The sequence below is a fragment of the Campylobacter sp. RM6914 genome, assembly GCF_004803835.1.
GTDB lineage: Bacteria > Campylobacterota > Campylobacteria > Campylobacterales > Campylobacteraceae > Campylobacter_A > Campylobacter_A californiensis.
Genome location: NZ_CP012545.1, coordinates 764,275 through 779,816, shown reverse-complemented (window position 1 = coordinate 779,816; position 15,542 = coordinate 764,275). Strand labels below are relative to the sequence as shown.

The following is a 15,542-nucleotide window of genomic DNA, read 5'->3' as shown; positions in this document are numbered from 1 at the left end:
TTATTTTGTTACTATTTATAGTTTTAAATTTTTAGGCGGGTTTATGTTTATAAAAGGCTTTTTTTCAAATTCCGCAGGCATTATGCTGTCGCGTGTTCTTGGGCTTTTGCGCGATCTTTTAAGCGCTTCTATATTGGGCGCAGGACTTTTTAGTGATCTATTTTTTGTTGCATTTAAAATACCTAATTTATTTCGCAGGATATTTGGCGAAGGTGCTTTTACGCAGGCGTTTTTACCAAATTTTAGCAAAGCAAAGAAAAAAGGTATATTTGCAGCAGAAATCTTCTTAAAATTTTTATTTTTTATAGGCATTTTAACTCTTGCGGTTAATCTTTTTACCGAGTATTTTATACGTATAATCGCAAGCGGCCTAAGTGATGAAGCAATACTTGAAGCAGTGCCTTTGGTAAATATAAATTTTTACTACCTTGGTTTAATATACATAGTTACTTTTATGGGTTCGTTGCTTCAATACAGAGGGCACTTTGCAACGACCGCCTTTTCTACGGCACTTTTAAATATAGCAATGATCGTCGCCCTACTCTTATCTCGCAACCAAATCGAAAAAATAGTTGCTTACTATCTAAGTTTTGGCGTTGTAATAGGTGGTGTTTTACAAGTTTTAGCACATATCATTGCTATGAAAATAAACGGTATCGGCAAGCTTTTTGTCGGTGGCTTAAAAGCTTATACTCAAAAAAAACGAGCAAATGTCAAAGGATTTTTTATAAATTTTTACCACGGGCTACTTGGCTCATCAGCTATGCAAATAAGTGCTTTTATGGATACTTGGCTAGCTTCGTTTTTAGCGGCAGGCAGTATCAGTTATCTGTTTTACGCAAACAGAATTTTTCAACTTCCGCTTGCGATATTTGCCATTGCACTCACGCAAGCTCTTTTTCCAAAGATAACAAAACTCCTTAAAGAAAAAGACGAAAAAAACGCACTTATCTGGACTAAAAAAAGCTTTTATGTGTTATTATCCGTACTTAGTTTAGCTACTATAGGCGGCGTAATGCTTAGCGAATTTATAGTTTGGCTTTTGTTTGAGCGTGGAAATTTTACAAGACAAAACACGATAGAGTGCGCACAAGTCTTAAGTGCATACATGCTAGGACTTACCCCTTTTGGCTTGGCTAAAATTTTTTCCCTTTGGCTTTATGCTAAAATGCAACAAAAATTAGCCGCTAAAATTTCTATAATCTGCCTTGTAGTAAATCTCGCATTAGCAGTCATTTTAATGCAGTTTTTAGCCGCTAGCGGTTTAGCTCTAGCAAGCTCGATAGGTGGCTTTTTGCAGCTTATTTTATATATCCATGCTTTTGGATGGAGCAAATTTTTAGATATAATCGAACTTAAAAAAATCTCTCTCATACTCTTAGCTTGCACTGTTTTGATAGTGATTTTACAATTTTTAAAGGAATTTTTTAATGCAAATTTTTGATAGCGTAAAAAAAGAAAAGCTAGAATTTAAGCCGATAAGAAACGGCGAAGCAAACATTTATCTATGCGGTCCGACCGTTTATGATGATGCACATTTAGGTCATGCAAAATCTGCGATAAGCTTTGATATGCTCAGACGCACATTAAAAGCCTTGGGGTATAAGGTTAAATTTGTTAGAAACTACACTGACATAGATGATAAAATTTTAAAAAAAATGAGCGAAAGTAATAAAAGTTTAGCAGAGATAACCTCACACTATATAGATAGTTATAAAGCCGACATGAACGCACTAAACGTCCTAGAGCCAGACATCTCGCCAAAGGCTACGGAGTGTATCGAAGAGATGATAAGATATATCCAAATTTTACTTCAAAAAGATGTTGCTTACACTCTTGAAGACGGGATTTATTTTGATACGAGCAAAGACGGCGAGTATCTTAGCCTAAGCGGTAAAAGTGCAGACTTAGAGACCATAGCAAGAGTTGATATAAATGACAAAAAACGCGATAAAAAAGACTTCGTGCTATGGAAATTTGATGAAAACTGGTATGAAAGTCCATTTGGCAAAGGACGCCCTGGATGGCACTCTGAATGTGTCGCCATGATAAAGAAGTATTTTAACGGGGACGAAAACTACGAGATAGACATACATGCAGGTGGCATAGACTTGCTCTTTCCTCATCATGAAAACGAAGCCGCGCAGTGCAGATGTGCCAACCACAAAGACCTTTCTAAATACTGGATGCATAACGGCTTTATCCAAATAAACGGCGAAAAAATGAGTAAAAGTCTTCAAAATAGCTTCTTTGTCAAAGATGCGCTTAAACACTATCACGGAGAAGCCTTGAGATTTTATCTATTAAGCAGTCATTATCGAGCGAATTTTAACTACTCTGAGCTTGATTTGGAGGCGTCCAAAAAAAGACTTGATAAACTTTATAGACTTAAAAAGAGAATTTTAGGCGTAAACGCCGGAGATGTAAGTCAGGAATTTAAAGCTGAAATTTTAGAGGCTCTAAGTGATGATCTAAACACTTCAAAAGCACTTGCCGCACTTGATGAGTTTGTAAAAACTGCCAATGAAAAACTTGATGAAAATCCAAAAGACAAAATTTATAAAGCACAAATAGCGGCAAACATAAAATTTATAAATGAAATTTTCGGTATAGCGCAAAAAGATAGCTTTGAGTATTTTCAATTTGGCGTAAGTCAAAGCGAGAAAGAGCGTATAAACGAACTTATAATACAAAGAAGCGAAGCTAAAAAAGAGAGAAATTTTGAAAGAGCAGACATAATACGCCAAGAGCTAAGCACTATGGGTATAAGTATCATGGATACTCCGGAAGGTACGATGTGGGAGAGAGCGTGAAGCAGTTTAATCTAAAAAGTGTTTTAAAGCGTTTTACTCCGTATTTTAGGGACTATGTACCACATTTTATCCTAGCTATTATCGGCATGATATTTGCGAGCTTAGGCACTGCCGCAACCGCGTATCTAGTCGAGCCCGTGTTAAACAAAATATTTGTCGAAAAGAACGAGGCTTTACTTTACACCCTGCCTTACGCGATAATAGCTATCTATCTTCTAAAAAATATCGGAGCATTTACACAAGCGTATTTTACGGCGTTTATCGGACAAGATATTATTAGGAGATTTCGCGAGAAAATAGTAGCAAATTTACTTTCTCTTGATATGAAATTTTTTAACGAATTTCGCACGGGAGAGCTGATAAGTCGCTGTATAAACGACATAGATCGCATAAGAACCATAGTCTCTACGATGATACCTGAACTTATTAGAGAGTCTATCACAGTTGTTGGACTTTTATGCGTGGTAGTATATCAAAGTCCAAGTCTTGCCTTTTTTGCGCTAGTTGTCTTACCTGCAGCAATCTACCCGATATCAAAGCTTGCAAAAAAGATGAAGAAAATTTCTCGTGCCTCACAAGAAAAAACATCTGACATAACCTCTGTTTTGAGCGAAATTTTTACAAATATCGAGATAATTAAAGCAAATAACGCACAAAAATACGAACATGAAAGGTTTGTTGCAGAAAACAATAAATTCTTTAAATTAAATCTAAAAAGCGTCAAAATCGAACAGCTTGTAAGCCCTATGATGGAGACTATCGGCTCTATCGGCATAGTCGCAGTTATAATCATCGGCGGTAAAGAGGTCATTAGCGGCGATCTTAGTGTCGGCGCTTTCTTTTCGTTTTTAACAGCGCTTTTTATGCTCTATACTCCCGCAAAACGTATGGTAAATATCTATAATAAAATGCAAGACGCTATCGCGGCAAGCGAAAGAACATTTGAGCTAATGGATAAAAAAAGTCAGATAAAAGAGGGACAAGACGAGCTAAAAGACAAAATAGAAAGCATAAATTTTAAAGATGTCTATCTTGACTACTACGAAAAAAGCATCTTAAAAGGGATAAATTTAACCGCGCATAAATCAGAGCTCATAGCGCTTGTGGGCTCAAGCGGAGGTGGAAAAACATCTCTTATGAATTTACTTGTTAGATTTTATGAGCCGACTAAAGGAAATATACTAATCAACGAACGAGATTTGAGCAACTTTAGCTTCTCGTCCATTCGTAAAAATATCGGACTTGTAACACAACGCGTTTATATATTTAACGATACGATAGCTAAAAACGTAGCATACGGTAGAGATTTTGACAAAAATGCCGTTATAAATGCGTTAAAAATGGCAAACGCATATGAATTTGTATCTGCAATGGATGATGGCATAGATAGTATTTTAAATGAATTTGGCACAAATTTATCAGGCGGGCAAAGACAACGTATTGCTATAGCTAGAGCGCTTTATGCAAACCCTCAAATTTTAATCTTCGACGAAGCTACAAGCGCACTTGATAACGAAAGTGAAAAAGAGATAACAAGTGCTATAAACAACTTACGAAAAGATAAGATAATATTTATCATCGCTCACCGTTTAAGCACTGTGCAAAATGCCGACAAAATAGCCGTTTTAAGCGGAGGTAAAATCGTTGGCATAGGCAAAGATAGCGAGCTTGAAAACAGCTGTGAAGTCTATGCAAAACTTAAGGGCAAAGCATTAGTTTAAGGCGTTTTTTGATAAAATTAGCAAATTTAAATGCCTAAAGAGGAAAAAATGAGTCTTAACTACGATACTTTAAAGTCTGTATTTTTTAAATTTGACCCTGAAACCGTACACAAGATCGCTGAAATCACAATGATCGGTGCAAACTGTGTATTTCCGGGCTCACTTAGCTTTTTAGCAAACAAATGCGTGATAAATGACGCCAGACTTCAACAAAATTTACTAGGAAGCATTTACAACAACCCTATCGGCATTGGTGGTGGTTTTGACAAGAACGCAACCATGTTTGCCGCACTTACAGCACTTGGCTTTGGCTATCTTGAATTTGGCACATTTACACCAAAAGCGCAACCAGGCAACCAAAAACCACGTCTTTTTCGTTTAGTTGAAGAAGAGAGTATACAAAACGCTATGGGCTTTAATAATGACGGTAGCCAAAAGATAAAGCAGCGAGTAGAAAAACTATATCCCAACGTAGTGCCACTTTGGGCAAATATCGGCAAAAATAAAATCACTCCAAATGAAAAAGCGATAGAGGATTATGAAGTATTAGTAAAAGATTTTAGTGAAATTTGTGATGCTTTTGTAGTAAATATCTCATCTCCAAACACTCCAAATTTGCGCGATCTACAAGAGAGCGAATTTATAACAGAGCTTTTTAGTAAAATAAAACCTTTAACCAAAAAGCCTATTATTTTAAAAATTTCACCCGACTTAAGCCACGAAAAAGCGATAAAGCTCTCTCAAAGTGCCGTAGCCAACGGTGCTGACGGTATCATCGTTTCAAACACAAGTATAGACTACTCTCTATCAAATTCACCCAAACTTCAAAATTTTGGCGGACTAAGCGGCAAGGTCATCACTCAAAAATCAAGAGAAATTTTTAAAGCAGTAGCGGACGAACTTTACGGCAAAACTGTGCTAATTGCTTGTGGTGGTATAGATAATGCACAAGAGGCTTATGATCGTATTAAAATGGGTGCCAGTTTGATACAAATTTTTACAAGCTTTATCTTTAAAGGTCCTATGATCTGTCGTGATATAAACGAAGGGGTTTTAAAACTTTTAGAAGCAGACGGTTACGCAAACATTAGTGAAGCTATCGGCGTTGACATTAGAAAGTAAGGACAAGAATTGATAAAATTTAACAAACTAAAACTTGCTAATAAACTTGAAATTTATCACATACCTTTAAACAAAGGCTCAAAAGTCATAAATGTAGATATATTTTACAAAGTTGGTTCACGTAACGAGATCATGGGTAAAAGTGGTATCGCACACATGCTTGAGCATCTAAATTTCAAATCAACCAAAAATTTAAAAACCGGAGAATTTGACGAGATAGTTAAAGGTTTTGGCGGTTCAAACAACGCTAGCACGGGCTTTGACTATACGCATTATTTTATCAAATGTTCAAATTCAAATTTAGAAAAATCCCTAGAACTTTTTGCAGAACTTATGTCAAATTTAAGCCTAAAAGACAAAGAGTTTCAGCCTGAAAGAGATGTCGTCCATGAGGAGCGCAGATGGAGAACAGACAACAATCCTATAGGCTATCTTTACTTTAGACTGTTTAATAACGCCTTTATCTATCATCCATATCACTGGACGCCTATCGGTTTTATAAAGGATATACAAAACTGGAACATAAAAGATATTAAAGAATTTCACGAAACATACTATCAGCCACAAAACGCAATCTTGCTAATAGTCGGTGATATCGGCAAAAAAGAGGCGTTTAGGCTTGCAAAAGAGAAATTCGAACATATAAAAAATAAAAACAAAATTCCAAAACTACACTGCGTAGAGCCTGAACAAGACGGTGCTAAGCGTGCTATTGTCTATAAAGATACACAAACACAAATGCTCGCAATTGCTTATAAAATTCCTCCGTTTAACCACGATGATCAAATCGGATTAAACGCACTAAGCGAATACCTAAGCAACGGCAAGAGCTCTATACTTCAGCGTGTTTTAGTTGATGAACTTCAGCTTGTAAATCAAATTTACGCATACAATCTTGACAGTATAGATGAAAATTTATTTATATTTTTAGCCATCTGCAACCCTGATGTAAGGGCCGAGGATGTCGAAATTAAGATCAAAGAGCTAATAAACGATCTCAAAGAAAATTTAGTAAGCGATGATGATGTCTTAAGGGTTAAAAATTTAATCAAAAGCGACTTTGTTTATTCGTTTGATAGCTCGGCAAGAGTTGCAAATTTATATGGAAGTTATCTTGCAAGAGGCGACATAAGCCCTCTTTATAAATTTGAAGAAAATATAGAAAATATCGATGCAAATATGCTTAAACAAACGGCGCAAAAATACTTTGTCGATAAAAAATCAACAACGATAATCTTAAAAAAGGAAGAGCAATGAGCGAAATTTTACAAGGTGGTATGACCGCCCTTATAACGCCTTTTCGCAACGGTAAACTAGACGAAGAAACCTATGAAAAACTGATAAAAAGACAGATAAAAAACGGCATAGACGTTGTTGTTCCAGTAGGCACAACCGGCGAGAGTGCCACGCTAACGCATGATGAGCACCGCGTTTGCATAGAAATAGCCGTAAATGCGTGCAAAGGCACAAATGTTAAAGTACTAGCAGGCGCCGGAAGTAACGCAACTCATGAAGCTATCGATATAGCACAATTTGCTCAAAGTCACGGCGCGGACGGCATACTTTCAGTTGCTCCGTATTATAATAAACCAACCCAAGAAGGACTTTATCTACACTACAAAGCCCTAGCTCAAAGCGTTGAAATTCCGGTCATTTTATATAACGTTCCGGGTCGTACAGGCTCAGATATCTTACCAAAAACAGCGATTAGAATTTTTAGGGATTGCAAAAATGTTATCGGCATAAAAGAGGCAACCGGAAGCATAGACAGATGTGTTGATATCTTAGCTCACGAGCCAAATATCTTAGTTATAAGCGGAGAGGACGCCATAAACTATCCAATCCTTTCAAACGGTGGCAAAGGCGTGATCTCGGTAACGGCGAATTTACTTCCAAATGAGATAGCCGATCTTACACATTTTGCATTGCAAGAAAAATTTAAAGAAGCAAAAGCTATAAATGATAATCTTTACGATATAAACAAAGTTTTATTTTGCGAGAGCAACCCGATACCTATAAAAGCGGCAATGTTTATCGCGGGTCTCACACCGACATTAGAGTATCGTCTGCCACTTTGCAATCCAAGTAACGACAACCTAAAACTTATTGAACAAACAATGAAAAAATACAACATAAAAGGATTTTAATGGACATAACCAATGAATTTCAAGGTAAGACTTTAGTCGTCAGTGGAGGCACGAGAGGCATAGGTCGTGCGATAGTGATCGAGTTTGCAAAAGCAGGTTGCAATATCGCTTTTACATTTAACTCAAACGAAGAGTTGGCAAACGAGCAAGCAAAAGAGCTTGAAAAAGAGTATGGTATAAAAGCTCGTGCATATCCGCTAAATATACTTGAACCTGAAAAATACAAAGATCTATTTTTAAAGATAGATGAAGACTTTGATAGAGTAGACTTTTTTATCTCAAACGCAATTATCTCAGGTCGCGCGGTCGCGGGTGGATATACTAAATTTATGAAGCTAAAGCCTCGCGGCATAAACAATATCTTTACAGCAACCGTAAATGCATTTGTAGTAGGGACACAAGAGGCTGCCAAAAGAATGGAAAAAGTTGGCGGAGGCGCTATTATCTCATTAAGCTCAACCGGAAATTTAGTTTATATAGAAAACTATTCGGGTCACGGCACAGCAAAAGCTGCCGTAGAGGCCATGGCTAGATATGCTGCGACTGAGCTAGGAGAGAAAAATATCCGCGTAAACGTAGTAAGCGGCGGTCCGATAGAAACAGACGCTTTAAGGGCTTTTACAAACTATGAGGAAGTGCGCGACTTTACAGCAAAGCTTAGCCCACTAAATCGCATGGGACAGCCTGACGATCTAGCAGGAGCATGTAAATTTCTTTGCTCTTCTAAGGCTAGTTGGGTAACAGGACATACATTTATCATAGATGGTGGAACAACATTTAAATAATATATTTTAAGTGCTTTGGCTTAATCTAAAGCACTTAAAATTTTAACCAAAATACAAAAAAGGAAAGCTTTAATGAGCCTAAACCTGCCAAACGCTCTTGCTATCTTTCGCATAGCCCTCGCTCCGGTAATGTTTTACTTGCTTGTAAACGCACCGTCTCAGCTACCAAACATTCATATTAGCTGGATAAATTTTTTCGCCGGATTTGTTTTTGTTATCGCTTCCGTTACAGACTTTTTTGACGGCTATATAGCTAGAGCATGGGATCAAAAAACAAAGCTAGGTGCCATACTTGACCCGCTTGCGGATAAGATGCTAACCCTGGCTGCCTTTATAGGACTTATGATGTTGGGCAGAGCAAACCCATGGGCGATATACCTTATCCTTATAAGAGAATTTTTTATAACAGGCTTTAGGGTGGTGATAGCAAGCGAAGGGCTAAATGTTGCCGCGTCAATGGCCGGCAAGGTTAAAACGGTCTTTCAGATGATAGCTATAGGCTGGCTTACCATGCAATGGTGGGGAGCTGAAATTTTGCTTTGGGTGGCTGTGGCACTTACGATGTATTCCGGATATGAGTATATAGCCGTTTATGTTAGAGCACAAAAGCATTAATTTAATCAAAGGAGACTTTTGAAAGGTCTTATTTTTACTCTAGTCCTACTTCTTTTAGGACTTTGGGCTTATTCGTTTTATTTTTTAGTTACGGTTTTTGCCATTAGCTTTTTGATATTTTTTCATGAGCTTGGACACTTTTTGGCTGCTCGTTCGGTAGGTATTGCCGTAAATACTTTTAGTATAGGATTTGGCAATAAAATTTTTACAAAACGAGTCGGCAATACCGACTACTGCCTAAGCGCGATCCCTCTTGGTGGCTATGTTCAGTTAAAAGGTCAAGATGATACAGATCCTGCGCATAAAAACTACGACGCAGATAGTTATAACACCCTAACCCCATTAAAAAGAATTTATATACTCTTTGCTGGACCGTTTTTTAACTTTATCCTAGCTTTTTTTATATATATCATTATAGGCTTTATGGGTGTCGATAAGCTAGCTCCTGTCGTGGGCCACATAGCTGTAAACTCTGCCGCATATGAGGCAAAGCTTGCCATAAATGACAAAATCCTAGCAATAGACTCAAACGAGATAAAAGAGTGGGATGATATAAGCAAAAATGTAAAAATTCAAAAAACACGTCTTTTGATCGAACGTGAAGGGCAGGTTTTAGAAATTTATCTCACTCCAAAAATAGGCTCAACTCAAAACGCCTTTAATGAGCGCATACAAAAACCACTTATTGGTATATCTCCAAAAGGCAAGATAGTAAAAATCTATCATAGCGGACTTAGTGCGGTCAAATTTGGCATAGATGAAACGATAAATGCTTCAAAACTGATATTTCTAGGATTTCAAAAACTAGTAAGCGGCATAGTGCCACTAAAAGAGGTTGGAGGCATAGTGCAAATTACCGACATCACGTCAAAAGCGGCCCAGATAAATATATCTGTTCTTCTTCTTATCGTAGCACTTATATCGGTAAATTTAGGTGTTTTAAACCTACTGCCGATACCTGCATTAGATGGAGGACACATACTTTTTAATTTATATGAACTTTTGTTTAGGCGTGAGGTGAACGAGCGCGTATACGTGGCACTTACGTATTGTGGCTGGGCGGTGCTGCTAAGCCTTATGTTACTTGCCACATATAACGATATAATGCGACTTAGCGGAGGTTACCAATGATAAATTTAAAAGCACTTTTAGAAGAGATAAACTCCATAAAACCGGACGTCAGGCTTATTGCTGTTAGCAAAAATGTCACAAGTGCCGAGGTGCTTGCTCTACATGCACAAGGTCAGCTTGAGTATGGTGAAAACAGAGTGCAAGAAATGGCAAAAAAACAAAGTGAAATTTCAGCAGCTCTTGATATAAGATGGCACATGATAGGTCGTTTGCAAAACAATAAAATCAACCAACTAATCTCACTTCGCCCTACTCTTTGGCAAAGTTGCGATAGTTTAGAACGCGCACATGAAGTCGATAAACGTCTAAACTACAAACTTGATACGCTTTTACAGATAAATTCTGCAAACGAAGACACCAAACAAGGAGTTCTTCCGTCAAACGCTATAGAGACATATTTAAAGATACAAGAACTTTGTCCAAATATCAACCTAAAAGGTATCATGAGTATCGGCGCACACAGCGATAACGAGAAAGAAATTCAAAAAAGCTTTGAGCTAAGTTATAAAATTTACGAAGAGCTTAAACCCCATGGAGCACAAATTTGTTCTATGGGTATGAGCTCTGACTTTAAACTAGCCATAAAATGTGGCTCAAACATGATAAGACTTGGAACTATTTTATACGTTTGATAAAATTTGGTTTATCTTAGAGTAAGTCAAATTTATTACTCCAAAATAACTTTACAAACAAAAATTTAAAAAATAAAATGCAAAATTTGAGCCACAATTACTTATTTAATTAAATTTTAAACCCCATGATTTTATAATCCATTTTTTATTTTAAAAGAGTTTTTATGAATTTTATTCCGTTATTTTCTATTTTCTTTATTGTTGCTATCGGCTTTTTTGCTAAAAAGATAAAAATTTTAGAACAAAAACATTCGATCATCTTTGTTGATTTTGTCCTTTGTTTTGCCATCCCTGCTTTGATTTTTGATAAAGTATATCATGTAAATATCGATATTGAACTACTTAATACCATCGCAACCGGATTTTTGGGAACACTCACAGGGGCTTTAGTGGCTCTTGGACTTGGTATCTTGTTTAAATTTTCAAAACCAACAATCGTAAGCATGGTCATGCTAAGCTTATTCGGCAATACCCTCTTTGTGGGCATGCCCGTCATACAAGGTTTTTTTGGCGACGGTGTATTAAACGAGATTATATTTTACGATCAACTAGCCACATCCATACCTATCTCGATCCTTGGTCCGCTGATACTTTCATTTGGCGCACCAGAAAAGGTTTCACTTTTTCAAAATGCGATGAAAATTTTAAAATTCCCTCCATTTGTAGCACTTATCCTAGCTCTTTGTCTAAAAGAAATATCTTTACCGGAGTTTATCTTTGAGCCACTTCATATGCTTGAGGGCAGCGTTACTCCAGTGGCTTTATTTGCCATCGGAGTTGGACTTAGCTTTGGAAGTATAACCAGCTCTTACAAGAGCGTTAGTATTGTTTTGTTTTGCAAGATGGTGGTTCCGGCGCTATTTTTTGCAGCAATAACCGGCACACTAAACATACCGATAAATCAAACCTGGCTCGTAGGATTGTTTCAATCTTGCATGCCTCCTATGGTTTTAGCAAGTGCTATGATAATGAAGGCCGGGCTTGATAGCTCTCTTGCTATCTCAGCCGTTGCGCTTGGAGTTGCCTTTAGTTTTGCGATATTTCCAATGTTGTTTTTCATCTTTGGAGCCTAAGATACTAAAATAAATAATTAATTTTATTATTTAAAATTTTAAAGCACAAACTACGTTATTTCTCATACCATAATCTCTTAAAAATATAAATCTTTATTTTTATATTATGATTTAAATTTAAGTTTTTATGGCTTTAAAAGTAAAATTTATCCACGAAAATATATGCCAAAAAAGAATAATTTTTTTGATATCAAATTTGTAAATTTCCATTTTTTTAGCGATAAAAAGGCAATTTTATCTTATATGATAAATTTTAAATTTTATCAATTCATGCTAGTTTTGATATAAAGTAAATTTTATATAAATTAAAAATATTAATTTATATATTTTATATTATATACTGATATTGCTTGGAAATATTAATATTTTATAAATTTTTATAGTCTATATAAATATTAAGTTTTATAAAAATACACCCCTGAAACAATTGGAAACACGTGATAACTATTGCCTAAAAAATATTTTGATTTTATTAAAAATTTAGCTACGAATAGTAATAATTTGACTTAAGCTTTTCATACAACAGAAAGGATCTAAATGTTTAAAAACCTAAATATCTCAACAAAACTCACTCTCATGAGTTGTGGGATGGCACTAGCTGCACTTTTGCTAGTTATCATCATAGTTGCTTCAAAAACGCTAGGAATGTCAGAGCGCAACACAAGCCAATATATCCAAAGCGAAATGGGTAAAAATGCCGAAAAGGTTTCAGCGTTTTTCTCAAAAGCTATGCAAACTTCAAGAGTTTTATCAGAAACTATCGGCGGTGCGCTTGATGCAGAAAATAAACTAACCACAGATAGCATCGGCGATATATTTTACGAAGTAGCAAAAAACAACACCGAATTTCTAGCCGTCTGGATGATGACTGATAGCGAAGAGGTCTATAGTAAATCCCAAGACGGTGGTGCTAGTATCTTATACGGCGAAGATGGTAAATTTGCCCCTTATGTAACAAATTTAAACGGCACTCTATCTTTTGCCAGAAGAGTAGCCGGATATGAAAAAGCGGACTACTATACTATACCAAAAAACACCGGCGAACCAACTATCTTAGAGCCGTTTTTCTACAACTACGGCGGTCAAGAAAAGCTAGTTACAACAGCCGTTAGCCCGATCATCGTAAGCGGTAAATTTGTAGGTGTTGTTGGCATAACTCTTGATGTGGCAAATATTCAAAAGCTATGCGACAGCATACATCTGTATGATGGTGACGTAAATTTCTTAGTTTCTCATACAGGCAAATTTATAGTGCATAAAGAAACAGCCCTTATAGGCAAGTCAATGGTTGATGTAAACCCTGCCCTTAAGCCGATAGAAAGCGCCTTGCAAAAAGAAGAACCTATCGAGATAGAGGTGGTTTCTGCCGTTACCAAGAAACTTTCAAAAGTAGTTTATGTAAATATAGAAATTCCTCATTTTGATAAAATATGGGGCATGGTCTTAATCGCTCCCAAAGATGAAACAGTCAAAGAAACCAATGAGCTTAGAAATTTTATTATCATTTTAGCCGTTGTTTCCATGCTAATTTTATCTTTTGCAATGTGGAGTTACTCTAAAACTTTTGGCAAACGTATCGTAACCGTAGGAAATAACCTAGAAAATTTCTTTGAATTTTTAAATTTCAAAACAAACAAAGCCGATCTTATCACTATCCGCGCCAATGACGAGATAGGTAAAATGGGCATGTTAATAAATGAAAACATCAAAATGACTGAGAGAAATTTAGCCGAGCAAAATGCCTTCATAAAAGAGGCCAATAGCTTTGTTGATGAGATAAAACGCGGAAATTTCATGGCCATGTTAGACGCGCAGACTATAAATCCCGCTCTAAACCAACTAAAAGGCACATTTAAAGAGCTACAAGAAGCGTTAAAAACAGCTATAGCCGCGAATGCACAAGATGTCCTAAAACTACTTGAAGCCTATAAAAATCAAAATTTCACAGAAACTCTTGATGATAAAGGTGAAGTAGCTAGCGGTGTAAACGCTCTTGGCAGTGAGATAGCCAACATGCTAAAAGCAAATTTAAGCCAAGCACAAATCCTTGAACAAAAGGCAGAGATCCTAGCAAGCTCTATGAAAGAGCTAACAAATGGAGCACACCTACAAGCAAACTCTTTACAAGAGAGTGCAGCAGCAGTTGAACAGATGAGTAGCTCTATGAGTGCAATATCTCAAAAGACACAAGATGTTATAAGACAAAGCGAAGAGATCAAAAATATCATAGTTATAATCCGTGATATAGCAGATCAAACAAATTTACTTGCACTTAATGCCGCTATAGAAGCTGCACGTGCAGGAGAGCATGGACGTGGATTTGCTGTTGTTGCTGATGAAGTAAGAAAGCTAGCAGAGAGAACTCAAAAATCTCTAGGTGAGATAGAAGCAAATACAAATGTATTAGCCCAATCAATCAATGAGATGAGTGAAAGCATAAGAGAGCAAAGTGAAGGTATAAATATGATAAACCAATCTGTTGCTCAAATAGATACTTTAACACAGCAAAATGTTCAAGTAGCTAATAAAACCAATCAAGTAACTTCTGAAGTAGATGAGATGGCTAAGAAGATAGTTGAGGATGTAAGGAAGAGGAAGTTTTAGACAAATTTACTCACATAATCAAGCGAGATTATTTTCTCGCTTGAAATAATATTTCGAAAATTCACATTTTTTACCACTTAAATTTTTGCAAAAATGAAATTTAAATTTTATAAATTTAAATTTTGTTACTTTTCTTCACACTCTTTTCTAAACGCCCTATTGCCAGTATCATAATCATCTACCTATACATCAAAAAACAGCGTAAATTTATGATAAATAAAAAAATGATTATTCATTAATAATAATTTAATTTTAAAAAGCATATCATTCGACAATTTTTATCAAAAAAGGAGTTTTACGAAATGATGAGAAAGGTCTCAAACAAACTTGCCGTCATAATACTGGCTTTACTGACTCTGTCTTTTGTCGTATTTTCAGGCATTAGCTACTTTAAGTCCAAGGACACGATAATCAACTTATCAAAGGACTCAAAGCAAGCATCATCAAAAGCAGCAGAGGTTTTTGTTGAAGAGTTTTTTGGCACAAAAATACTTGCCATAGAGCAATTTGAGCTATTTTTAAAACAAAACAAACACCTTCTAAATGACAGACAAGAGCTTGAAGTTGAACTGCAAAAACTTGCGACAGCTGCAAAACTAGACGAACTTTATATAGGCTTTGAAGATACCGGCGAGGTTGTCGGCGCAGAAAATTCAAAAGGTAAAATTTCAAGCATATACCACAAGACGGTTTATAGAGATAACTTTGACTCTAGAACAAGAGGCTGGTATAAAAAAGGTAGTGAAGCTAACGGTAAAATCGCCTTTTTCGATCCTTACGTAACCGGCACAACAAATAAATACGCAACGGGCGTAAGCAAGGCTTTCATCGTTGACGGCAAGAGAATAGGTGTTATCGGCGTAGATATCTACATAGACGATCTAAAAGCTGCTCTTAAC

General features: G+C 36.3%; 12 protein-coding genes and 2 pseudogenes. All 14 read left to right on the top strand.

Annotated elements, in window-relative coordinates:
• The first annotated feature begins 43 nt into the window (after positions 1-43).
• Positions 44-1,444: a murein biosynthesis integral membrane protein MurJ gene (gene murJ, locus CCAL_RS04100; protein ID WP_170017024.1), complete on the top strand. Its 1,401-nt coding sequence runs from the start codon at positions 44-46 to the stop codon at positions 1,442-1,444.
• A complete protein-coding gene (gene cysS, locus CCAL_RS04095; RefSeq protein ID WP_170017026.1) occupies positions 1,431-2,813 on the top strand; it encodes a cysteine--tRNA ligase in 1,383 nt (460 codons plus the stop codon). The genes murJ and cysS overlap by 14 nt, the downstream gene beginning before the upstream one ends.
• Positions 2,810-4,534 (top strand): ABC transporter ATP-binding protein, encoded by a 1,725-nt coding sequence (locus CCAL_RS04090; protein ID WP_170017028.1) that lies wholly within the window; start codon positions 2,810-2,812, stop codon positions 4,532-4,534. Before cysS ends, CCAL_RS04090 begins: the two co-directional genes overlap by 4 nt.
• A 48-nt stretch (positions 4,535-4,582) precedes the next feature.
• A complete protein-coding gene (locus tag CCAL_RS04085) occupies positions 4,583-5,656 on the top strand; it encodes a quinone-dependent dihydroorotate dehydrogenase (RefSeq protein ID WP_170017041.1) in 1,074 nt (357 codons plus the stop codon).
• 9 nt (positions 5,657-5,665) lie between these two features.
• A complete protein-coding gene (locus CCAL_RS04080; RefSeq protein WP_170017030.1) occupies positions 5,666-6,913 on the top strand; it encodes a M16 family metallopeptidase in 1,248 nt (415 codons plus the stop codon).
• Positions 6,910-7,803 (top strand): 4-hydroxy-tetrahydrodipicolinate synthase, encoded by an 894-nt coding sequence (gene dapA / locus CCAL_RS04075; protein WP_170017032.1) that lies wholly within the window; start codon positions 6,910-6,912, stop codon positions 7,801-7,803. The genes CCAL_RS04080 and dapA overlap by 4 nt, the downstream gene beginning before the upstream one ends.
• Positions 7,804-7,808: 5 nt before the next feature.
• Positions 7,809-8,588: an enoyl-ACP reductase gene (locus CCAL_RS04070; protein WP_170017043.1), complete on the top strand. Its 780-nt coding sequence runs from the start codon at positions 7,809-7,811 to the stop codon at positions 8,586-8,588.
• A 72-nt stretch (positions 8,589-8,660) separates the two neighbouring features.
• Entirely contained in the window at positions 8,661-9,203 is a 543-nt protein-coding gene (pgsA, locus tag CCAL_RS04065) for a CDP-diacylglycerol--glycerol-3-phosphate 3-phosphatidyltransferase (RefSeq protein WP_169938520.1), read from the top strand.
• A gap of 18 nt (positions 9,204-9,221) precedes the next feature.
• The gene (rseP, locus tag CCAL_RS04060; RefSeq protein ID WP_170017034.1) at positions 9,222-10,334 is read left to right on the top strand and encodes an RIP metalloprotease RseP; all 1,113 of its coding nucleotides are present in this window, start codon (positions 9,222-9,224) and stop codon (positions 10,332-10,334) included.
• Complete coding sequence (locus CCAL_RS04055; protein WP_170017035.1) at positions 10,331-10,966, top strand: YggS family pyridoxal phosphate-dependent enzyme; 636 nt, start codon at positions 10,331-10,333, stop codon at positions 10,964-10,966. Before rseP ends, CCAL_RS04055 begins: the two co-directional genes overlap by 4 nt.
• A 164-nt stretch (positions 10,967-11,130) precedes the next feature.
• Positions 11,131-12,039, top strand: a complete 909-nt coding sequence (locus CCAL_RS04050; protein ID WP_170017037.1) for an AEC family transporter — start codon at positions 11,131-11,133, stop codon at positions 12,037-12,039.
• Between the two features lie 537 nt (positions 12,040-12,576).
• Positions 12,577-13,209, top strand: a pseudogene (locus tag CCAL_RS09545) (cache domain-containing protein); the annotation flags it as partial.
• A gap of 114 nt (positions 13,210-13,323) precedes the next feature.
• Complete coding sequence (locus CCAL_RS09540; RefSeq protein ID WP_216656489.1) at positions 13,324-14,643, top strand: methyl-accepting chemotaxis protein; 1,320 nt, start codon at positions 13,324-13,326, stop codon at positions 14,641-14,643.
• A 302-nt stretch (positions 14,644-14,945) separates the two neighbouring features.
• A pseudogene (locus tag CCAL_RS09535) lies at positions 14,946-15,518 on the top strand (PDC sensor domain-containing protein); the annotation flags it as partial.
• Positions 15,519-15,542 lie beyond the last annotated feature (24 nt).